This window comes from Psychrobacter sp. Ps2 (assembly GCF_022129405.1).
GTDB lineage: Bacteria > Pseudomonadota > Gammaproteobacteria > Pseudomonadales > Moraxellaceae > Psychrobacter.
The window spans coordinates 41,619-65,135 of record NZ_JADQAM010000060.1 but is presented as its reverse complement, the minus strand read 5'-3'; the positions used below and the strand labels follow the sequence as shown (position 1 = coordinate 65,135).

At 42.2% G+C, this 23,517-nt stretch carries 18 protein-coding genes; 12 read left to right on the top strand and 6 right to left on the bottom strand.

Features of this window, described 5'->3' with window-relative positions:
• Positions 1-75: 75 nt before the first annotated feature.
• Entirely contained in the window at positions 76-1,176 is a 1,101-nt protein-coding gene (locus I3254_RS11100; protein ID WP_238052905.1) for a DUF2855 family protein, read from the bottom strand.
• A gap of 33 nt (positions 1,177-1,209) precedes the next feature.
• On the bottom strand, positions 1,210-2,649 hold the full coding sequence (locus I3254_RS11095; RefSeq protein WP_238052904.1) for an FAD/NAD(P)-binding protein: 1,440 nt from the start codon (positions 2,647-2,649) through the stop codon (positions 1,210-1,212).
• A 119-nt stretch (positions 2,650-2,768) separates the two neighbouring features.
• Here I3254_RS11095 and I3254_RS11090 point away from each other — a divergent pair, with 119 nt between their 5' ends.
• Positions 2,769-3,341, top strand: coding sequence for a TetR/AcrR family transcriptional regulator (locus I3254_RS11090; protein ID WP_238052903.1), 573 nt, complete (start codon positions 2,769-2,771; stop codon positions 3,339-3,341).
• A gap of 83 nt (positions 3,342-3,424) precedes the next feature.
• Positions 3,425-4,168, top strand: coding sequence for a M90 family metallopeptidase (locus I3254_RS11085; RefSeq protein WP_238052902.1), 744 nt, complete (start codon positions 3,425-3,427; stop codon positions 4,166-4,168).
• Positions 4,169-4,667: 499 nt separating this feature from the next.
• Here I3254_RS11085 and I3254_RS11080 read toward each other — a convergent pair whose 3' ends face one another.
• Positions 4,668-5,336: a hypothetical protein gene (locus tag I3254_RS11080; RefSeq protein ID WP_238052901.1), complete on the bottom strand. Its 669-nt coding sequence runs from the start codon at positions 5,334-5,336 to the stop codon at positions 4,668-4,670.
• A gap of 202 nt (positions 5,337-5,538) precedes the next feature.
• Between I3254_RS11080 and I3254_RS11075 the strand changes: the two genes are divergently transcribed.
• Positions 5,539-6,030, top strand: coding sequence for a hypothetical protein (locus I3254_RS11075; protein ID WP_238052900.1), 492 nt, complete (start codon positions 5,539-5,541; stop codon positions 6,028-6,030).
• A 1,307-nt stretch (positions 6,031-7,337) separates the two neighbouring features.
• Positions 7,338-8,603: a site-specific integrase gene (locus tag I3254_RS11070; protein WP_238052899.1), complete on the top strand. Its 1,266-nt coding sequence runs from the start codon at positions 7,338-7,340 to the stop codon at positions 8,601-8,603.
• Positions 8,604-8,645: 42 nt separating this feature from the next.
• Here I3254_RS11070 and I3254_RS11065 read toward each other — a convergent pair whose 3' ends face one another.
• Positions 8,646-9,443, bottom strand: a complete 798-nt coding sequence (locus tag I3254_RS11065) for a helix-turn-helix domain-containing protein (RefSeq protein WP_238052898.1) — start codon at positions 9,441-9,443, stop codon at positions 8,646-8,648.
• A gap of 234 nt (positions 9,444-9,677) precedes the next feature.
• Here I3254_RS11065 and I3254_RS11060 point away from each other — a divergent pair, with 234 nt between their 5' ends.
• From I3254_RS11060 to I3254_RS11030, 7 genes are all read left to right on the top strand, one after another.
• Positions 9,678-10,667: a proline racemase family protein gene (locus I3254_RS11060; protein ID WP_238052897.1), complete on the top strand. Its 990-nt coding sequence runs from the start codon at positions 9,678-9,680 to the stop codon at positions 10,665-10,667.
• A gap of 69 nt (positions 10,668-10,736) precedes the next feature.
• The gene (locus tag I3254_RS11055; RefSeq protein WP_238052896.1) at positions 10,737-11,999 is read left to right on the top strand and encodes an FAD-dependent oxidoreductase; all 1,263 of its coding nucleotides are present in this window, start codon (positions 10,737-10,739) and stop codon (positions 11,997-11,999) included.
• Between the two features lie 100 nt (positions 12,000-12,099).
• On the top strand, positions 12,100-12,963 hold the full coding sequence (gene dapA, locus I3254_RS11050; protein ID WP_238052895.1) for a 4-hydroxy-tetrahydrodipicolinate synthase: 864 nt from the start codon (positions 12,100-12,102) through the stop codon (positions 12,961-12,963).
• Between the two features lie 52 nt (positions 12,964-13,015).
• The gene (locus I3254_RS11045; protein ID WP_238052894.1) at positions 13,016-14,503 is read left to right on the top strand and encodes an aldehyde dehydrogenase; all 1,488 of its coding nucleotides are present in this window, start codon (positions 13,016-13,018) and stop codon (positions 14,501-14,503) included.
• A gap of 67 nt (positions 14,504-14,570) precedes the next feature.
• Complete coding sequence (locus I3254_RS11040) at positions 14,571-16,028, top strand: alanine/glycine:cation symporter family protein (RefSeq protein WP_238052893.1); 1,458 nt, start codon at positions 14,571-14,573, stop codon at positions 16,026-16,028.
• Positions 16,029-16,188: 160 nt separating this feature from the next.
• Positions 16,189-18,969 carry a phosphoenolpyruvate carboxylase gene (gene ppc / locus I3254_RS11035; protein WP_238052892.1) on the top strand — a complete coding sequence of 927 codons (2,781 nt, stop codon included), beginning with the start codon at positions 16,189-16,191 and terminating at the stop codon, positions 18,967-18,969.
• 257 nt (positions 18,970-19,226) lie between these two features.
• Positions 19,227-20,393 carry a TauD/TfdA family dioxygenase gene (locus I3254_RS11030; protein ID WP_238052891.1) on the top strand — a complete coding sequence of 389 codons (1,167 nt, stop codon included), beginning with the start codon at positions 19,227-19,229 and terminating at the stop codon, positions 20,391-20,393.
• Between the two features lie 151 nt (positions 20,394-20,544).
• Here I3254_RS11030 and I3254_RS11025 read toward each other — a convergent pair whose 3' ends face one another.
• Together I3254_RS11025 and I3254_RS11020 are read right to left on the bottom strand one after the other, a co-directional pair.
• On the bottom strand, positions 20,545-20,997 hold the full coding sequence (locus I3254_RS11025; RefSeq protein WP_238052890.1) for a hypothetical protein: 453 nt from the start codon (positions 20,995-20,997) through the stop codon (positions 20,545-20,547).
• A 162-nt stretch (positions 20,998-21,159) separates the two neighbouring features.
• A complete protein-coding gene (locus I3254_RS11020; protein ID WP_238052889.1) occupies positions 21,160-22,107 on the bottom strand; it encodes a hypothetical protein in 948 nt (315 codons plus the stop codon).
• 233 nt (positions 22,108-22,340) lie between these two features.
• On the opposite strand from I3254_RS11020, the gene I3254_RS11015 reads away from it, so the two are divergent.
• On the top strand, positions 22,341-23,366 hold the full coding sequence (locus I3254_RS11015; protein ID WP_238052888.1) for a LysR family transcriptional regulator: 1,026 nt from the start codon (positions 22,341-22,343) through the stop codon (positions 23,364-23,366).
• Positions 23,367-23,517: the final 151 nt, after the last annotated feature.

Genomic DNA, 23,517 nt, shown 5'->3' with positions numbered 1-23,517 from the left:
ATTAGGCTCTCTGCTTTTTAATTTTCATTTTGCTAATGACAAATAGTCGATAAATTTTATAGCCAGTTTTATAGCCTAGTCTTTTTCATTATCACCCATGACGACTACCAAACCTTCATCAGCGGCTATCTTACCTTCGCAGATATCTTTATAAGCCTCTAGTAAGCCATTAACCCCGTCAAGCTCTTTAATTTTTAGCCATGCATTGGCTTTTGCTGTACTGTTCATGACGTAGCGCATAGAGCGTTTATTAAATTCTTCAGGGCCCCATTCTTTCATACGTTGCTGTACATGACTGGGTGCAAAAAACTGCTGGCTACGTGCTTGAATGATACCTTCGGCATGACGTGGCTCGTCCCAATGCGTAAGACCGACATTGCTGGTATAGCGCATGTTGTCGCCTAAGTGTCTGTGTAGACGGCTGAGCACGTCAGTATTGGCCGACATATCGACAATAACCGTCGGCTTAGTTGCATCAATCTGTTCAAGTGTGTCATAGCTAAGCACACTGTCATAAGCGTCAATTGACTTAACAAAATCTATATGACGGTTTGATGTGAGGCCGATAACGTGCGGTGCGTCTCTATCATCAGCTAGGCCATATGCTAAGCCAGTACTGGTCTTACTCGATGCACTGATAATCACTACTTGCTCTGCACCAAACCAGTCATTACTCTTCAATAGATCATGTAAGCAAAATGAGGTCAAATGCAATACGAACAACAGCATGCGCTGATCGTCATTGGCGCGATCATAGCCTCGTTCATGATTAACACGCTGGTATAGGTTATAACCGGGTGGTAGCTCAGCACGATGGGCACTACCATCTAGCAGGCTGCTCTGCGTGACTCGCTTGGGTGTTATGATTAATTCATTGGCGGGCGGGAAGTAACCGAATAAGCGCTCACCAACAGGTAGTGCGTCGCTATTTGATTCGATGACATCGCCAAAGCCCCAGACTGGAATAATGCCCCATTTTTCAGGCTCATCACCATTTGGCGGAAAAAACTGCCAATAGCGTAATTGGTCACCCATGACTGCATAAGTAATATTATTGGCAGTAAAAGCAAAGCGATCAACTTTGACACGTACTTCGCCATCACCTAGGGTATGTACAGGCGTCTCTTGCAGACGAGCTTGAGTTAGGTTTGCTTTATTGGTCTGAAATTCTTGCATGGTTATTTCCTTTTTTATTTTATAGTTATCGAATTAAGCATTAGCAGTTTTGGCTTGACGCCCTGCCGTAATCTGCATGATTTCACCCATGAGTTTGGGCATGTTTGCAGCGGCTTTTGGTCCTGCTTCTTTTAGACGCTTAAGAATAGCAAGCTCTTCAGGTGGCGTGTCTTCGCTGGCTCGTACCAATTTGGTGAATCCATCTAAGCGATTGTTGATCATCCACTCACGTAGCGCAGGCTCTTTTGACCAACGCATCTGATTCTGCATTTGTTTAACAAGCCCAACCAAAAAGTCTGTATCGTGATTTGGGATTGGTACCACTTGGCACAACCCATTTTTGACGGTTTCATCATCGTAATTGGCCTCGATGTGGGCGATAAATGCGGCACTAAATACAGGTTGATAGGTACGTACGGTTTGCACCACCACGGTATCACCTTTGAATACATCGTACGTCTTTGTCACTGGTACTGCCCGTGCAGAGCAGTCGATATGCATGGTGTTGGGGGTGGTAGAAATGCTGTCCTCACCAAAATAAATCTTGTCAGTATCTAAGCGGGTCACGCGACCTTTACGTACAATGTTTTTAACACGGCGTAACTGCTTGAGCTCTTCACTGCTAATGGTAGCGCCATGGAACATTTTCGGGCGTACATTTGGATCAATACGCATTAATACGCCGCCTTTTTCTAAACGATCAAACAGGTCTTCGATGTTTTCTGCCTCAGCAATCGCTTCTGCCTGAGTAGCCTGTGCTCCAATAGTATGGGTGAAAAAATCACGAGAGGGTTGGGTATTTTTACGATCGATCAGCCAAGCATCTCTTGGCATAATCCACGTGATATTGTCTGGGTCAATTTGATTCTCTAGTAGCCATAAAACCGCATCAATACCTGTTTTTCCGCCGCCGATAATCACGTAACCATCACGAGGTTTGGTTAGACTCGGCAAATCATTTAATGGGCCAAACTTAACACCATCAGCAATCTCAAAGTTTGGGGTATGGGTCGCTGGTACTGAGGTGTTGAAGTAAGTACCGTCAATGATTTTCTTATTGACCTTAACCTCATAGCTAGTATCAGACAGCAACGATGAAAACTTGCCGTCGCCTTTGTACTCACACATCGGGAAGTATTTCACGCGGCCACTTGGTAAAAACGTGTGCTTCATGACTTTATCAAAGTACGCCATGATTTCTGCGCCTGACGCCAGCTCAGATAAGCCTTTATTTAAACCAATTTTATCAATCATACCGCCGCAAAGCTCACGTGAGCTAACGCCATAAAAAGACGACGGCTGATGTAAGGTGACAAACGAATAGGCATCGTTCCAATGACCGCCTGGCTTATGATGTTTATCGACGATAATAATATTAGCATCGGTCTCTGTAAGCAGTACATCGGCAAAAGCCATGCCCACCGCGCCACTACCAATGATTAGATAATCCGTTTCTAGCTGTTGAATACTCATAGCGTCCTTACTCTTAAGTTGAGTTTCTATCAACACAATCAATTCATAATCGTTTGTGCATAACAGTGTTATATACTAGAATAACACTGTTATAATTGTCAAGATATAGTGAGAATCTAATGGATGCTAGAACCAAAATACTAAACGCCGCATCTGAGCTTTTCTTAGAAGGGGGCGGAGATGCCTTAAGTGTACGCGCTATATCCAAGCGGGCAGGACTGTCCACCATCGGTATATACAGTCACTTCCAAGGTAAGCAAGGCATACTAGATGCGCTGTACATAGAAGGATTTAATCTCGTCCGTGAAGCCATGGATGTCATTCCAGAAGGTAAGGCAAACAAAGAGCAAGTGCTAGAGGCGTGCCTAGGGTATCTCAATGTAGGCGAGAAATATGAGGCGCACTATCGGCTGATTTTTGGGGAATCTGATGCAGGATATCAGCCCTCAATCGAGGCCATTGCAGCAAGAGATAGTGCGTTTTCGAAGTTGGTTCGGGTGGCAGGTTCTTATTTATCAGAAGATGCTAGCATGACGGAACGTCGGCAAATAGCGTTGGATATTTGGGCAATCGTGCATGGGTACGTCAGTATTAGTCACCATGTGGTGTTCGCCGATGAACTGGAGCTAGATTGGAAGACGATGGCACTTCGTGTGGTTGAAGTACAGTTGGATGCCATAAAGTCTTCTTAATAACGATATTGGTATATTTGTGGCAAGTGAGTGCATGCTAGGCTGAGTTATTTCAATATCTTAAGGTTTAAGGATAGCAAATTATGTTTGGCATCATAAAAGACTGGCGCGAACAGCGCATACTAGATAATAGCGAGTTTACCCATGCCGATTGGATGCAGGCGGCTGAGCGTATTGTGATACTCGATAGATTAAGTGTTGACGAGATGACACATTTATTTGAGCTAGCAACGTTATTTTTGGCTGATAAGTCCATCACAGGCGCACAAGGTTTTGAGATTACCAATGCTGTCAGGCAGTCTATTGCACTGCAAGCGTGCCTACCAATATTAAACCTAAGTCTCGATTGGTATGCTGGTTGGTCATCCATCATCATTTATCCTGGCTCGTACAAAAGCAACAGTACCACGGTAGATGAGTTTGGTATCGTCCACGAAGGCAGTCAACACCGTAGCGGAGAAGCATGGCTGCGAGGGCCTGTTATTCTTTCATGGAACGATGCCAAGCACTCAGGCGAACGTGACGGGCATAACGTTGTCATTCATGAGTTTGTTCATAAGATCGATATGATGAATGGCCGTGCCAATGGCTTTCCGCCCATGCAACCTAATATGGATCCTGCAAACTGGACACAGATTATGAGCCGCGATTTTGAAGATTTTCAAACACATCGCAAATCAGGGCTTGATCGGTATGGAGCGACCAATCCTGCGGAGTTTTTTGCCGTTCTCAGTGAAGTGTTTTTTGAAACACCGCAAAAGCTAGTTGATGCTTATCCGGATATTTATGAGATTATGGTGAAATTCTTTCGTCAGACGCCGTTATAAGTGATATTTATAGGGATTGTGACAGTAAGCTGTATTTAAGACAGCATAAGCATATTGCAAATTCAGACCGTCCGGTGACTTTTTATTACTTAGACGCGGTTATATCAGTCAGTTATCGCATCAAATCTCCTTAAGGTGTGCAATTTAGGCGTTGGGCAACGCAGCGGCGCTTTTTTGTTCGTGGATTTTTTACACTGTAATCATCGACTGCTGAATGATAAAGGCTACATGGTCATCAATAATACCGGGCTTGCGGCATTGACCTTATTGGTCGCTGAGTCTGTCCCCAATCAAAAAGAATTTGATCAAATTGATTATGAATATGTTGTCATTAGAAGGGCAATAAACAAGCTTGTCATTAAAAACTATATCAAAAACCATGTAGCACAAGATACTATATATATTTATTTGAATATATATAGCATTTATAACCAGATAGAGCAGGTTGCCAATTTAAACAAGTCTTATAAAAGTTGTCGGGCAATCGTTTTTCTACGCCTTAAACCGTCCATTGATCATTAATAATGGCCACCAGGTAACGCTTGCCTTGATACTCATCAAATACCAAGCGCAGTACCCGCCAGTCCATACCATCATACTCATCTGTGCCTTTATAATAGAACTCTACAACGTCTGACGCTTGGTATATTTCTTTTGAGTTATTGATAGAATTGCCATTATTTTTGAATTCATTAACATTGATGCTAGCATTATTGAACTTTTTGCCATCCACCCAAGTATCCAAATAAGTAGGCAACGGTGTGACCAACAGATCGCCAGTACCGTCTTTTTCGCCCCAAGTAAACTGAATGTTGGACTGCTGTAAATACTGTGCAAATTGCCCGCGGCTAAAGACTTTATCTGACTCAGGCCGTACATAAGCGTACATCGAAAAACGAACGCCACGTGTTGGATGGATATCATTAGTGATTCGAGAAAAGTCCTTATTTGCCAGTGCGCGCTGTATACGTAACGCTTGCTGTCTAAGGGTTTGCTGGCTGATATCAGCATTACTAGGTGTTGATGAGCTACTGGTTGGCTGAGATACAATGGCTTCACTGGACTCAGAAGCAGACTGACAACCCGTCGCAGCTAGCGTGAATAGCAGAAGGCTGCTAGAGGCTAATGTCGCAGATTTTTCCTTAAAAAAAGCAGGTAATGTCATCATAAAATCATCCTTAGCACAGTTATTAGCGAAAGAAACATCACTATAAATTGTCATGGGAACTGGTAAAAAATACCATAAAAGCGCTATGTAATCGATATTTTAGTAAGTAAACCTGAATGATACGATAATACAGCAGAGTCCGAATATAGGTATGATGTAATAGTTGGTAACACTTATAGGACAAAAGCTCGCAGAGAATAAAATGCCAACATATAAATCGCTGACATTACTATTGACCATAGGACTGATGCCTGTCGGTCACGCTATAGCGGATGTATCAAAAGTAGATCAGAAACAAAATGCCATGGCTAATATGAAGATTGCGACCATCACGAAAATGTACCAACAAGATATTGATGATCAAGGTATGAGTAATCCTGTAGTGCTGCAGCAATACGCTGATGCTGACTTGCAAGCAGCCATGCAACTTGAGCAAGAATATTTTGAGAAAACTCAGACGTCCTGCAATATAGATTACGATGTACTTTGGAACTCGCAAGATCCTGACTATATGCAAGACAAAAATTTTTCAATAACTGATCAAGGATTGGTTCAGGTTAGCTTGGCACAAGGTAGCGATATTTATTATGAGCTGTCATGTGACGATAATGATAAAAATTGCCAAGTTGCAGATGTGGTTTTAGCTCAGGATGACAAAACGTTACGTCAGCATTTACTTGAAAATTGTCGTTAGTAAAAGTCTATAACTAATATCAAATCCGAGTTAAGGTATCAGGATGACATGGTATAAATGGTTTTACGCTTAGCTACTAAAACCGCTAGTTTGTTTTCGCATAATGTATATTATGTTAAATGAAGTCTATTAGATCGTAGGTTTAAGCCTTACTAACTATAGAAACATGACAATCATGTATTTCTGATGCTACTGGATATAAACATCCTACCAAACTGTTTAGCTATCACCGACTAACTCTGTCCTGTCTAATTCAACGGAATCTTTCGGATCATAGTTCATACCTGCTAAAATTGATTCTTCATAATTTTCATGGATGCGCATTTCATCAGTCAATTTTAACTTTTACTAAATGGTAGAACTTGAACTCACTCTATAACTGGTTATTAATATTTTATGATTTGCGATAATACTAATGGCTACATCCAAACGCATCGTTAGCTTCTTATGCGATATGATAATAGCTATTCGTCTGCGATAGCTTATCTATTATCTATGCCCGCTGGTTAAATCCTTAATATAGATATGCTAATCGCCTATTTCTGATAACCATCATTTGTGTGGCTAGACATCGCTCAATATCACCAACCTATATCTAATTGCAAAAAATCAGCCAGACGTTGTAACTCCTTCGAATATTTCTAATCTTATCTAGTCTTTAAACGCTATGCCTAAGTCATCACGTATAACCTTTCAAATTTAAATCATAGACAGACTGTTAAATCATTAGAACTGACTCTATTTTCTTTTGCGTAGCGATAAATCTTATCTACCCACAAACAGTAGCCCTCTATTTGTTGTTACCAAGCCATTTTTAAGAGAAATGAGCTATCTATTAATATTTTTTAATATATTTAGCATTTCGTTATATATTTTCTATAAATCCCTTAAAGTTGATGCATTCCAAATTTGCATAGAGCAGTACTATGACCCTGATTTTTATATTCTGTGCGAGTACAGGAGCACGTGTTTTGTGGAAAATATGTTCAACTCCTTACCAAATCAATCATGAACACCATAATTGCATTTAATTATGTATCGAAATAACTAGTAAAAATGCCGTGTAACCCTTTCAGCGCATAACCTACTCAATATTTGGTCACTATGCTATAATTATCCCCAAGGTTCACTTGGGGATAATTAAGTGTTAAAACCATTACTCTATAAGGTTTTACTAAAAATACTAGCGAATATCAGTGTCCATGACAGTGTCCAATACTTCTATATTTTTTACAGAAGAGACTTTTTATAAGTCATTAATCATAAACCTATCATTAACCTTAATTATCATATGACGGATATACATTATGGCTATCGACACTGCAAACGATATCAATAAGCTCGAATGCCGAGACACAGATTATTTTGTCAGTGTCTCAGGTGTGGCGGGCTTAAGTCTTCGTATTTATCCAAATGGCAAAAAGGAATACTACTTACGTTATTCCCATCCGCATATCGAGGGCAAACGTCCTAGGATGATGTTGGGTAAGATTGAGGATGTCAGTCTCCATGAGGTTAAGTATAAAGCAGACACCATTCTTGATATGGTCGCAAAAGGCTCTGACCCTAAAGCTATTCAGCAAAAAGAGCAAACCAATAAATATACTCACCTAAAAAACGCACCATTTTATGACATTGCTCAAGCATGGCGAGAACACAAAACAGCAGGTCGCAATCAAAGTAAATCTAAAAAACCGTCATACAGTGAGTCAACCCTTAAGTTCTGGGATTTATGCCTAGGATATATGTGCCAAGAAATTGGTGATTTAAGAATGGAGGATATCACCAGCGAGATGATACTAAGTGTGTGTGAGTCGATTCAAAACAATGAAAACCAAGCGACTTTCGTTGGTGCAAGCACTCGTCTGTATACTGAAAAGGTATTTTCATTCGCTGTTGCTCGAGGGTTGTGCGATAGAAATGTGGCGATTGATACCCGTGGTGAGCTTGCCCCTGCCAATTCAGGCCATCACTTGCCAGCCATCACCAAACCAGATCAATTTGCGACTCTCTTAAAGGATATGTCCAATTTTAGAGGCGCAAGCAAAATCACACTAGAAGCTATGAACTTATTGCCTTATGTATTTGTGCGTAGTATCGATCTGCGCTCGATGCGTTGGGATGACATCGATTGGGACAATAATACATGGGCATTCTCCCCGACCAAAGGCGAAAGTCGTGATGATATGGTCTCGCACTTAGTTGTTCCCTTGGCCACGCAAGTGATTTCTCGATTACGAAATATTCAGTCAATTACTGGGCATAAGGAATATGTATTTGCGTCGATGCGCGGTTCAAGCAATGCTTATATTAGTAAAGCGACGTTGGTACAGATATTCCACCGGCTTGGATACAAAGACGTGCAATGTGCGCATGGATTTCGAGCATCGGCTAAAACCTTGCTTATGGAACAGTCTGAGCTACGCTATTCTGACATCGTCACAGAATTACAACTGGGTCATCGTATCAAAGACACACATGGCGGGGCTTACAACAGACTTGATGAAATCGATACTAGGGTACAGATGATGCAAGATTGGGCAGATTATATAGATGAGCTTCGGAGTCGTTAGAGAGTTATTTTAGAGTCAAAAACCATATTTTTTTGCACTTATTTATGGCTCTTTGAAATGTATTTTACGGAAGTTCACAGGAGACATGCCAGTAAACTGCTTAAACTGTCGACTAAAGGCGCTATGATCACCGTATCCACAGTTTAAGGAGACTTGAGTTACTGTTAGCTTATGATTCGCTAATAGTCGAATGGCATGCTCTAAGCGCATTTTTTGTACAAACTGAATGGGTGACATATTGAGCACTGCTTTGAAGGTACGCTCCAATTGCGATTGACTAAGATTTGCCAATTTCGCCAATTGACCAATATTAATTTTTTGATCAAGATTGTCTCGTACGTATTGATCTACGCTTGCCAATCGAGCGTGTTTGCGTAATATCCGCTCGTTATCTTCATCAATATCTACTGATATACCTACCATTGCTACAATATGATTTTTTACATCATAGACGGGGATTTTTTGCGTGATACACCATCCCAGCTGTCCTGATGCATAGCTATGAAGTTCTAGTTTATCAATAATCTCCCTGCCTTCCTTTAATACTCTTAAATCCTGATTGAGATAATCCTTGCCTTGAGACTTCAAAAATACTTGCTCTGTAGTCAGTCCTATCAGTGCTTTTTTGTTCTTAAGCCCGCTACGTCTAATGAGCGTTTTACTGACTATTCGATAGCATGCTTGATCATCTTTAACAAAAAACACCACATTTTTCATAGTCTCAAACAAAGGCATCAATAACGATATATTGCCAACAAACTCAGCAAAATTGGCTGGTTGATAAGTCTGTAGGTGCTTTGACAGTTGTTTTGTAGGTGTTTCTAATACTAACGGCCGCATCGGTATATTCTCATATAGCATCTCAAGCTTGTCGTTGAGCTTTTCAGGTATTTTAGGGTGCTACACAATATTTATACTCCTAAATATCTTTATAGCCTGTGCAGAAATGCGCATTTATTCATATAAAAACATCAAGACTGCTTTTCTGAAAAACGTCATTCTATATTTACGCCTTGTTCATTTATGAATAACGCTAACAGTATATTAACTCACGGATGAATCAGGTAGGCAGTCATGTTTGATACGCTTTTCACTCTTAAGATTATTGATTCGCATACTGGCGGTGAACCTACTCGTATGGTGTATGCAGGATTTCCTGAGCTTAGTGGGCAATCTATTCAAGAAAAACTTCAAGACTTCAAACAGAATTTCGATCATTTACGTCAAAGTATTATCCTAGAACCTCGTGGTAATGATGTGCTTGTCGGAGCGATTTTGTGCCCGCCTTCTGATCCTCGTGCCACGGCTGGCGTGATCTTCTTTAATAATCATGGCTATTTAGGTATGTGTGGCCATGGCACTATCGGCGTTATTACATCTCTAGCTTATCAACAAAAGATAACCGCTGGTGATCACTATCTAGAAACAAGCGTAGGCCTAGTTAAAGCAACCTTGCATGATGATGGTAGTTGTAGCGTCCAGAATATCCCCTCTTATCGCTACCAAAAACAAGTAGAAGTTCAAGTACCCGATATCGGTCCTATCTATGGAGATATCGCTTGGGGTGGTAATTGGTTTTTCTTAGTCAACGATCATAAGCAAGCTATTGAAGCCAATAATGTTGAGGCGCTTACTCAATTTAGCATACAGATCAAAAAAGCTCTTCATAAGTCTGGAATCACGGGTGCTGACAATGGCGAAATTAATCATATAGAACTGTTTGGCAAGAGCGATCTCGCCGGCACTAACAGCAAAAACTTCGTATTATGCCCTGGATCTGCCTACGATCGCTCTCCTTGTGGTACTGGAACCAGTGCCAAATTGGCTTGCTTAGCCGCAGACAATGTACTCGCACCTGGTGAGACTTGGTATCAGCAAAGCATCATTGGCAGTGTCTTTAGTGCCAGCTATCAGCCTATTGATGTGCTTAGTCATCATAGCTCTCTTCATAACCACCCTATCAATACTATTATCCCCACGATCCGAGGGTACGCCTACGTATGTGCAGAGACCTCGCTCATCGTTCAAGACAGCGATCCGTTCAAATGGGGTATTTCTTTATAGATACCAGTTTATATAGCTTCTAGGAAGTAACCAATCACTGCTCAGTAAGGTCAAAAAAGCGAGACTCTCATGGACACACAAGTGTTTGATATACATATCATCGGTGGTGGCATTATCGGACTATGTGCTGCGGTTACCCTACAGTCTCGTGGGGTAAAAGTTGCAATTTTGGAAGCTAATAAAATCGCTCGCGGTGCAACTTATGGTAACGCAGGTCACATTGCCACTGAACAGGTTTTCCCTATTGCTGATGCCAGTATCCTACGACATGTTCCTGCCATGCTACTCAACCCTGAAGGGCCTCTGCGGATAGATTGGCGCTACCTTCCACGCTTAGCACCATGGGCATTCAAGTTATTACTTAATATGCGTACCGAACCATTTGCACGTAGTCACCAAGCGCTTTTGGCATTAAATGCACAGAGCCTTCAAGCTTGGCAAGATTTTGCCAAAGAGTGGCAGTTACATTCTTGGGTGCAAATACAAGGCTCTGTATTAACTGCAGAGACGCCCAACAGCCTAAAAGTGCTGACTGAACATGGTCAACGCTTAAATAGTTTAGGGGTTTCTAACAACCTACTCTCACAGTCAGCACTGACAGATCTTGAGCCTGCGTTAAAAGACAATCAACTGGGTGCTTTGTTTTTTCCAGAGACAGGGCATATCACCAATATAGAAGCCATTACCCATAAATTAAGCACTATTTTTAGATCGCTTGGTGGTCAAATTTATGAAAACTGCCGTGTTCTGAGCGCGGAAGTAATAACTGATGGTATTCGTTTGACGACGACACAAAAGCAGCTTCATGCCAGCAAAATTATGCTCGCCGCAGGAGCTCATTCCAAAGCCTTAGCCAAACAGCTAACAGGCGTCTCAGTACCAATGGATACAGAGCGAGGCTATCACCTGATGCTTCCTAACGAAAGTCAGCGTCTCACCATCCCTATTTCTAGCATGGACCGTCGCTTTATTATGACACCAATGGAAAAAGGGCTGCGCTTGGCTGGCACTGTTGAGTATGCAGGACTTGAGGCGCCAGCAAACATGAACCGTGCGAATATGCTGTTGAAACAAGCTCAAGCAATGCTAAAGACCCCACTAGATAGTGATAGCAATACGCAATGGATGGGGTTTAGACCTTCTACAGCAGACTCACTACCCATCATAGATAGACGTAATTCAGTCTTTTTAAACTTTGGTCATCAGCATCTAGGTCTGACCCAAGCTGTGGTAAGCGCACAGATGATCGCGGCTATGTATTTTGGCGATACTGCCATGGTAGATCCTACTGCCTATCGTCTAAATCGCTTCAAACGTAAGTCTTTTAAATAATAATCGAACATCTTATCTCTATGACAATTCATAGAACCAACAACGTCGCTAATAGCTCATGGCTTACTAACGGCTTTTACTTCCAAATAAGGATATTTATATGAACATTCATGGCGTTTTAGTCCCTATCGTTACTCCTTTCGATGTTAATGGAGATATTGATACTCAAAAGTTAACCGAACTGGTCAATGTATTCATAGAGAAAGGCGTTACCGGAATCGTAGCTTGCGGTACAACGGGGGAATACTACACGTTCTCGCCTGCAGAGCGTGAGCTGGTTTTGACCACTATCGCTGACGCTGCCAAAGGCAAAGTCACTCTGATTGCAGGTATCAATAGTTTATCGACCAACCATTCTATCGAACTTGCTCATCAAGCCAAAAACTTGGGTTACAACGGCTTAATGTTATCAGCCAATCCGTATAGCCTACCAGACCAAGACGGTATTATTGCGCATTTTGAAACTGTCGCTGATGCCACTGACCTACCTATCATTATGTACAATTTTCCAGCACGCGTCGGTGTGAGCATTGAATTTGAAACCGTCGCGCATTTATCCAAACATCCCAATATTGTAGGTGTCAAAGAAAGCAGCGGCGATTTTAGCCATGCATTACGTATGCTACAGGCTGATTTTGAAAACTTTGAAGTGGTTTGTGGTTGTGATGACCAACCAGTAGATTTCTTCTTTTGGGGTGCTAAGAGCTGGATCGCTGGTGCGGCTAACGTATTTCCAGCAGAACAAGTTGCATTGTTTGAAGCCACAAAAAAAGGCGATTGGAACCGTGCTAAAGAACTAATGACAGCCATGTATCCTGCTATCCACTCTATGGAGTCTGGAAACTATAACCAAAAGGCCAAAGCAGGCTGCATTAACGGGAGCATTAATGTTGGATCAGTACGACTACCTTTGACTGATATGTCAAAAGAAGAGACTCAGTCATTTTTAGCACTTCTGTCTTGATACATCGAACCATTCTTATCGTTCCTACCATTGTATAGAAAAGGACAATCTAATGAGTATGACCACAGCACAAGTCTTCGAACTCGCCAGCAACCAACAGCTTTGGGCAGGCCATTTAATAGATACCACAGCACCAGTATCCGAGACAACACTCCCTAACTACAGCCCTATTGATAATACCTGCATAGGTAGTATTGCTAATGGGAGTCAGCAAGATGTTAATACGGCGGTCGCGGCAGCCCGAGACGCTTTTGAACAGGGTGAGTGGCGACGGATGTCTCCTGCAGAGCGCAAAGCTATCATGCAGCGTTGGTGTCAGTTAATGCATGAGCATATGGATGAGTTAGCTGCCTTAGATTGCGTCGATGCAGGCAAGCCTATTACGGAATGTCTCAACACTGACCTACCCGCTACGATTGAAACCTTTGAATGGTACGCCGAAACGGCTGATAAAGTTTTTGGCAAGGTTGCTCCTACTGGAGCTGATGCGCTAGGCCTTGTGGTACAAGAGCCTATCGGTGTAGTGGGTGCAGTACTACCATGGAACTTTCCAGCACAAATGTATGCATGGAAAGTTGCACCCGCATTAATAACTGGCAACTCAGTCATTGTTAAACCTGCTGAATTAACCTCGCTCTCAGCATATCGATTAACACAATTGGCGTACGAGGCTGGCGTGCCAAAAGCGGCGTTGCAGTTAGTCTGTGGGCTTGGTGAAGAAGTAGGTGCGGCACTCGGTCAGCATATGGATGTTGATATGGTTTCTTTTACAGGATCAACCGAAGTCGGTCGACTGTTTCTACAGTACTCTGCACAAAGCAACCTTAAGGAAGTCGTCTTAGAGTGTGGTGGCAAAAGCCCTCAAATCGTCTTTGCAGATGCCATTATCAACGAACAAACCATCGAGCATATTTTATCCGCTGCTTTTTGGAATATGAGCGAAAACTGTAGCTGTGGTTCACGTCTACTTGTCCACTCTAGCCAAAAAGAAGCCTTGTTAACGCTATTAAAAGAAGGTCTTCAGTCTTGGAAGGTGGGTCATCCGTACGACCCCGAGGTCGCTATTGGCCCAATGATCGAAAAAGCGCATTTTGAGAAAGTAATATCACATCTCAATACTGCAAAAACGGAGGGTGCTCGTTTGATCTCAGGTGGACGTATCCACGATGAACTCGGTAGTGGCTGGTATATCGAGCCTACCGTCTTTGATAATGTCAGCCCGGATATGACGCTGTTTAAAGAAGAAGTTTTTGGTCCACTTTTAGCTGTCACAAGTTTTGAAACCGAAGAGGAAGCTATTCAGCTCGCCAATCAGAGTGATTATGGGCTTGCCGCTTCCTTTTATACACAAAACGTCCATCGCTCATTCCGCGTGGCATCCGCTATTAAAGCTGGTACCGTCTCGATTAATGGCTTTTCTGAAGGCGATATTACGACACCTTTTGGTGGTTATAAACAATCTGGCTTCGGCGGTCGTGACAATGGCTTAGAGGCGTTGTCCCAGTATACCCAAACCAAAACTATCTGGTTGGTGAACTAAAAACTGACATTGTTCGCTATCCACGCCCAAGTCAGCATAACCGAAAACACTACAAGGAAGTAAAGTTATGGAAAATATCATCAATACTATCGTCGGGTATATTTGGAGTGACGCCCTAGTCTATCTTGCGTTAGGCGTCGGCATATATTTTACGATTATGACTCGTGCCGTACAAATCCGTTATTTCAAAGAAATGATTAGGCTATTGTTCGATAAACAAAGCTCATCAGCAGGGATTAGCTCCTTCCAAGCTTTCTGTATGGCGCTATCAGGACGTATTGGTGTGGGTAATATTGCTGGGGTTGCAACAGCCATTGCAGCAGGTGGCCCTGGGGCAGTATTTTGGATGATTTTCATGGGTGTGTTAGGTGGTGCTAGCGCTTTTATTGAGTCTACCTTAGCGCAGGTATACAAACATAAGGTCGGTGATCAATATCGTGGCGGCTCCCCGTTCTATATTGAAAGAGGATTAAAGCTAAAACCTTTTGCTATCATCGTCGCTATCGTGACCTGTCTATCTTACGGCGTGTTAGTGCCTGGTGTTCAGGCCAATACCATTGCGGACTCTTTTAATACAGCATTTAATATACCGCCCGTTGTAACAGGAGTTATCCTTGTCGTACTCTTAGGTATCATTATATTTGGTGGTGTGAAGCGTATTGCTAATTTTGCAGGAAAAGTCGTACCTGTCATGGCAATTGGTTATATCCTCATGATGGTGATTGTATTGGCATTTAACGCTCAAAATATCCCTGCAATGTTTGCACTTATCTTTAAGAGCGCTTTTGGCATGGATGCAGTGTTTGGTGGTATGGTTGGGACCGCTATCTCTTGGGGCGTACGCCGTGCTGTTTTCTCAAACGTTGCGGGTGCTGGTGAGGCGACCTTTAGCTCAGCGGCAGCCGAAGTATCACATCCTGCCAAACAAGGCTTAGTGCAAAGCTTCTCTATCTACATCGATACGGTGCTTGTCTGTACTGCAACAGCGTTGATGATTCTATCAACTGGCATGTATAACGTGGTGACCCCTGAAGGTGTAACCCTAGTTGATAATATGCCTGGTATTGAAGCTGGTACGGCATTTACCCAAGCGGCTGTCTCTACTGTCTTTAACCAGTATGGAAGTGGTTTTGTTGCGATTGCTATTTTTTTATTCGCCTTCACCTGCTTGGTTGCTTATTACTATATCGCCGAAACTACGTTGGTCTATTTGGACAATAAACTGCGCTACCCCATTCTCAAGCATGTACTCAAACTGGTATTTTTAATCGTTTGTTTCACTGGTAGTGTTCAGTCAATCGGTATGATGTGGGCGTTAGGTGACATAGGGTTTGGCAGTATGTGCTACCTGAATTTCATTGCCATTTTACTGCTAAGTAAAGTTGCTCTAAAAGTTCTAAAAGACTACGACGAGCAGATGAAATTAGGTATAAACCCTGTCTTTGACCCTAGAAAGGCTGGAGTGGATAATGCGGACTTTTGGATAGAATATAGCAATGAGCATGGTCACAAAAAATCGCTCTAATAATAGTGCATTAGAGGTCTGCCAGTATCTACTAGTAAAAAAGTTGCTATCAACATCAAGCAGGCCTCACCTATTTATGTTAAATTGCAAAAAACCATAAGGATATTACGTATAAGATAACCATAGTATTGTATCCACTCATTTGATAGGAAGGTTGAAGATGACACTAGATAACAACGTACTACGTAAACGCACTAGCTTGTTGGGTTCATTATTAGGTGATGCTATTTCTCGCCAATCTGGTGAGCATACGCTAGATACGATTGAGACACTGCGCAAAGGCTTTATTCAACAGCGCCGTGAGCCGAATGAGGCACATAAACAGCAGCTTATCGATTTTATTGCTTCCTTGGACAATCAAACCCTAAAAAACGTCATACGCGGCTTTTCTATCTATTTTTTCCTAGCCAATCTAAGTGAAGAGAACTACTTGCGTGAGCAACGTCATGCGCAGCGTATGCAATCGGAGCAAAGCTGGGAAGGATCGTTTCGCCGTACCTTGCTTGAATGTCGTGAACGAAATATCGAGCCCGCTCAAATGCAAGAGCTGATTGATCAGCTAAAGTTTACACCTGTATTTACGGCGCATCCTACCGAAGCGCGTCGCCGTACAACGATGAATATCTTACAAAGTCTATTCGCCCACAGCGACGCTTTAAACAACGTGTCTGAAAACAGCTTCGCCTACGAGCAAGCCAAAGAGCAAACTGCGCAAACGATTGACTTATTATGGTCGTCAGATGAAGTGCGCACGCGCAAACCATTGGTATATGACGAGATTAACAACGGCCTGCATTACTTTAACGCCAGTTTGTTCAATGCGATTCCCAAAGTATATCGTAATATCAAAAAAGCCATTGTCGATATCTATCCGGAGCTTACAGACTATCCCTTGCCTGCCTTTATGAGCTTTGGTTCTTGGATCGGTGGCGATAGAGATGGCAATCCTTTTGTGACTTTTGAAACCACAGAGCGTGCCGTGTTGATGCATGCTGATACCGTGCTGCGTCACTACCAAGTATTGATCAAAAAACTGCGCCGACAGCTTATTCATAGCGACACTATCGTGACGGTATCTTCTGACGTATATAACAAAATAAAAAGCTACGATGAGCTCGATCAGCGGGTATTTGACTACAATCTCGATGATTACAGTAATGAGCCTTATCGTCGACTGCTCTCTATCATTCTGACTAAAGTCAAAGCCACCAATCGCCGCATTCAAAGCAAAGGCACGGATATCGAGGCCGAAAAAGATGCGTATACCAACCCAGAAGAATTACTAGAAGACCTACGCATTATCCGTCATAGCGTGAATACTCATGACACAGCACATGCAGATGGGTTATTACTCGATGTGATTCGTCTGGTCAAAACCTGTGGTTTCCATCTAGCTGCGCTCGATATCCGTCAGGAATCGTCTTATCATGGCGAAGTCATTGCTGATATTTTTGCCAGTGCCTCTAACCTGCCAGATTATCAAACGCTCAATGAAGTAGAGCGTCGAGAGTGGCTAACACGCTTGCTAGAAAAACCGGGCACACCACTCATCTATACTGACAACCTAGCAGACAAAACACGCGAGCAGTTGGCACTGATGAATTCAGTTGCCACCCTACGCAAACTGGTTGGCCAAGACACCTTTGGCAGTTACGTCATTTCAATGACCAATAATGCCAGTCAGCTACTAGAAGTATTGCTGCTCATGCGGTTTGCAGGCTTATGCAGAATTGATGACGAAGGTCAGTTGTCTGCTGACCTACCTGTCGCACCGTTGTTTGAGACCATCGAAGATCTCAAAAATATCGATAAAATCTTGCCTGCCGTGCTAGACAATCCGCTGTATCGTGGACTGCTACAGAACACGGACAACACGCAAGAGATTATGCTAGGTTATTCAGACTCATCAAAAGACGGCGGTATTATCACCTCTGCTTGGCAGCTTTATAGTGCACAGCAAACCATCAATAACATTGCTGAGCAATATGGCATAAAAACACGCTTGTTCCATGGTCGTGGCGGTTCTGTGAGCCGTGGTGGTGGATCAACGCACAAAGCCATTGCGGCACAGCCAGCAGGCACGCTACATGGGCAGATTAAGGTAACTGAGCAAGGCGAAGTACTCTATGCTAAGTATGCCAATACGGACACCGCTGTGTTTGAGCTAACTATGGCAATCACAGGCACACTCAAAGCCTGCTCGACAAGGTTTGTGGTACAACCGACTGAGTTGCCAGAGTATGAAGCGCTGTTTGCACGCTTAGCAGATGCAGGTGAACAACGTTATCGAGAGCTGACCGATCATACCGAAGGGTTTTATAAATTCTACTCCGAGGTCACCCCAGTACAAGAAATATCTCTGTTAAACATTGGCTCACGTCCTGCCCATCGCAAAAAAGGCCTACCAAGTAAAACCACCTTGCGAGCGATTCCTTGGGTATTTGGCTGGTCATTGGCACGCTTTACCCTACCTGCTTGGTATGGCGTAGGCAGTGCATTAGATAGCGTCAAAAAAGACGAAGCATTGATGAAAGAGATGAATCAGCATTGGCCTTTCTTTAGCGTATTTATCAGTAATATCGAGATGGCCTTTACCAAAGCCAATATGAATATCGCTGAGGCTTATAGCCAACTGTGTGATGATAAGCCGTTACGCGAAAAAATCATGACAGCGGTCACCGATGAATACACGCTGACCAATTCAGGATTAAACTCTCTGCTTGAACAAGACTCTTTATTATCCAATCAGCAAAACCTTGCCTCATCCCTGCAATGGCGAGACGCTTATCTAGATCCTATTAACTATATCCAGATTGAGCTGTTAAAGCGTGCCAGACAACAGGACGCCCCGAACGATTCGGCACATGGCGACCTTAATGTAGAAGATCCATTAATCCGTAGTATCAATGCGCTAGCTGCAGGGTTACGAAATACTGGTTAAGGTAGCTTTTCGATAATTAGCTTTCGGATAAATAAAAAGCTTATACCAATTGTCGCAAATATTAAGGCTTCGTTCGCGAAGCCTTAATATTATTCAAAACCCTTCAAAAAATATCTCGCCAGATATCAATCGCAGTTTAGTACTGCGTTGATTGATATTGCCTATTAGGTGATTCGTAATTCATTGTTTGAATAACCGATCCGAACAAGATACCGTAAAATATATTTTTACTTCATGTATATGTAGGGTCTGCTCCAATGGAAACGCCTCAATCAACACCATCTCTAGACATCGACGTAGCAACTGACTATCAAATAGAATCCGTTGCGCTCATTGATCACGCCATTCAAATACGCTGGAATGATGGTATCGACAGTACGTATCACTATATCTGGCTGCGTGATAACTGCCCATCAGCTTTTCATCCGCACACTGGCGAGCGTAGCTTTGATTTGCTGAGTGTCTCAAAAGATATCCATCCACTCTCTGTCTCTTTTGATGATACAACGCTAACGATTGAATGGTCAGAACAAGCGCATATCAGCCACTTTGAACAAAGCTGGTTACGTGAGTTTGGGTATTCTAGTGCATTGGCCAAGGATCATAGCAGTCCTTATGAAAGTTGGGATGGCACGTTTATTGACCACATTCCGATGTATGACCAACAGAGCATCATGACCAGTGACAGTGCTTTATATGAGTGGATGAGTGCGCTGGATAAATATGGGCTTACTATCATTGATAATATGCCAGATGACTCTGATGCTGGCGTACAGACCGCCATGCGAGTCGACTATTTACGGCAGACTAATTTCGGTATGACCTTTGATGTGATATCAGAAAATTCGCCAATCAATTTGGCTTATACCTCGCTCTCATTACCTTTGCATACCGACTTGCCAAATCAGGAACTGCCTCCAGGCTATCAATTTTTGCATTTTTTGAGTAATGAAAGCATAGGCGGCGAATCTACTTTCGTAGATGGGTTAAAGGTGTTAGAAGGTTTACGAGAAGAGCAGCCGGAGTATTTTCGCTTGCTGGCCGAATATACCATCCCCTTTCGTTTTCATGACACTGCCCATGATATCCGTGAGCACCACCCTGTCATCAATCTAGACAACTTTGGCAATATTGTAGAAATCAAATACAACGCCCATCTTGCAGATGTTTTCGATTTACCAAGTGACGTTATGTACGACTACTACCTTGCTTATCGAGAGCTAATGGCCCGACTAAAAGACAGTCGCTATAAGATTGAATTAAAATTAGCAGCGGGTCAAATGGTCGTTTTTGATAACCGCCGAGTCCTGCATGGGCGTAACGCATTTGATGAAAATGTCGGTGAACGTCGTCTCAAAGGCTGTTATGTTGACCGCTCAGAATTTAAAAGCCGCTTAAGAACGCTCAAAAAGCAACTGGCTTAAGACGATTCACAAGCTAGCTAAAGCATTGAGCACTGAGCCCACAAAAAAAGCCCCATTTCTCCTCTCTAAACATGAGAGAAGAGAAATGGGGCTTAATATTATTCACTTACTGACTTATAGTTATCATAATCTTATAGTGCTAATAGCAGCCCTAATAACTGGATTCACGATATAATGTTTTATGTGATTCTATTCTAAAGTCTGCAGCGCTGACAGCAGGCGTAATACCATGTGTACTGTACTTGGCTTGTATGATCTTTTCTTCCTCACGAAATAGCACATTTTGCGCTTCTTGCTTGAAGTCATGATAGCTAATGACAGTGTCATCTTCATGACCGTCAATAACTATAGATTTTCTAGGTTGGTTTTGGCTATTCGAATGCTGTTGTACAGTCTGATTAGCATTAGCCTCTTTAGTAATATTGCTGACTGTTAAACCGTTATTAGTCGTCGACGCTTGAGATAGCGTGGAAGAGATACGGTTAGACATATAGAAAGCAGATATTAGAACAATACAGATGACACTGATAATAGCAAAAACAAGACTACGGGGTCTGATGCTTTTTGGCTCGATATCATTATTCACGTTTTCTGACTCATTCATAGTTACGTACCGTCTAATTCATATCACTAATAGCACATAACCGTGCCTATTACATAATGATACGAATTTTATATTGTATTACAACGATTTCTAGTACGAACGTCTCGAATAAATTGATAGACGGTTATCTAACTGTTAAAAATGGTATAAAACGTAAATCCTTTAATCATTGGTTTCGCGGTATAAGGTGGTCTGTGACTCTTGTCTAAAATCTTCATAAGTTATAGCAGCTTCTTCAGTAGCCATAACAGTGGCATCATCTTCTGGTGTAGGATCTTTAGAAGTTGACTCTAATTCATTAGCAGCTGGCAGGTCCTGACTATTGTTGCCCAAAGTATCTTGCTGAGTAGTGGCTGGTTTACTGTCTCTCTCTACGTTGCCATCAGTGCTGTTGTCTATACTATCAACCGCAGAAGTAAATAAGACTCCTGAAAATATAAGCATTAATCCAATAGCAACCAATACAACTAAACCAATCGCCATAGCCATAGCCATAATAAGAGGTTTCTTGCTTTGGATTACTTTGTTGTCTATGACTGGCTCTTCGATAACTGATTCAGACACATCCTCAATTTTTAAAGAGATGTTTAAAGAATCATCATCCGATATCTCATTTATGTTAGATTCACTATGGTCAATCGTAGAGGATGACTCTGTTTGATTGCTACTATCTATATTGTTGCGATCTATATATTCTGAGGCCTCTGTATCTGAACTGACATCATTGACATCAATACTAATACTGTCGCTATCATTAGCGATATTCAGCACATGATTTTCAGATACATTTTCAAATAATGTACTTGTATTTGAGGCTTTAGAGGTGGTGTTTGCTGCTGTAGCATTTTCTGTTTCTAGCAATAATTCTTGCTCACTGCTTTGATCTTCAAACAGTTGCAACTCTTCTGTGCTCAAGGGTTCGAAAGCGGCAAGGTTCTTTGCACTTTCTAGTGTTTCAAACTCAGCCTGATCGTTCTCTTCAGAACCATGGACTCGATTGATAAAGCGTTCGTAGATGTCATTATTATTACGCTTACGCGATTTTTGGTCAATAATTCTAGCCAATTTTTCATCAAAATCGGTGCCAGCGTCTTTTTTTTCGTCGCTCATAGAATAATACCAAACCAGTTTTTCTACTGGTGTTAAATGATTGCTAGAATGAATTTTCTTACTATAGTGTAACAGTGTTATTAGCCAACAATATAGTTGCTCGACCTATTATCTTCAAGCACAATTTATGGGATAGCGCTAATATTGATAAGGACTATTCTAAATAATATGATAAATCAACCTTAAGAACTGTTCTATGTAGAGATAGCATAGACTATGACAGGCTCAATAGTATGGATTTAAAACAGCTTAATGCGTTTATCGCGGTTGCAGATTTGCGCAGCTTTAGCGCTGCCGCCACCAAAACAGGACTGTCACAGCCAAGCCTGAGTCGATTGCTAAAACAGTTAGAGACTGATATGGGCGTGGTGCTTATTGATCGCTACCACAGGCCACTACATTTGACTGAAGCGGGTAGTTTTTTCTACGATAAAATAAGCACCATACTGACCGAGATTGAAACTGTGACTAGTATGACTCAGCGTCTATCAGCACCCAGCAGCGTTTTAAATATAGGTTTTGTTCCCTCAGTACTATATGGCCTGTTGCCTGAAATCATTGCCACGCTTAAACAGTTCAGCCCTGATATCGACGTTAATTTAAAAGACATCAGCTCATATCAACAAATAGATGCACTCAAGTCTGGTGAGATTGATATTGGTTTTGGCCGATTTGCCCATCAAGATCCATGGATTCAGCAGATTCTGCTACGTCATGAACGCTACGTGGTGGCATTGCCAAAATCGCACCCGCTTGCCAATGTACGTAAGCAACGCTTGATAGACCTAGCGAACAATCGCTTAATTTTATATCATCAAACACATTTGCCAGTCTCGTCCACGGTGACGACAGAAGCAGTGACCCAAGCAAACGACAAGCTGTCTACAAATAGAGTCAACCGTGCTGCTACTCATGAATCAGCATCTAGCGAGCCTATTACTGAGCCTTTATTACATCTATTTGCCCAGTATGGCATCTCACCTTTTATGACCACGACAGTCAGCGATTTGCAGGTAGCATTGGGACTGGTCGCGGCAGGAGAAGGTATTACATTGGTGCCTGCCAGCTTGCAAACCGTACGTACGGAACAGATCAGCTACCAACGTTTGGTTCATGAAAATGTCACCTCCCCTATTTATTTACACACCCTCAAAGACTTTGTACACCCAAAAATACCTGACTTGCTCACAGCCATTTATCACGTCTACGAACAGCGCGGCATTACTTATCGGCAGCAAAATTTTGTGTCACAAGGCTAAATGGGCAGATATCCGATGAATATTGTGTTATAAAGAACCGCCAAAAATAATTAATTTTAAATATTGATATTATTTTATAAGTATGCTAACTAACAAGAATAGCAATGCAAACAAATAGTAATAATAACTAGAATAATCATTCTCCTAGACA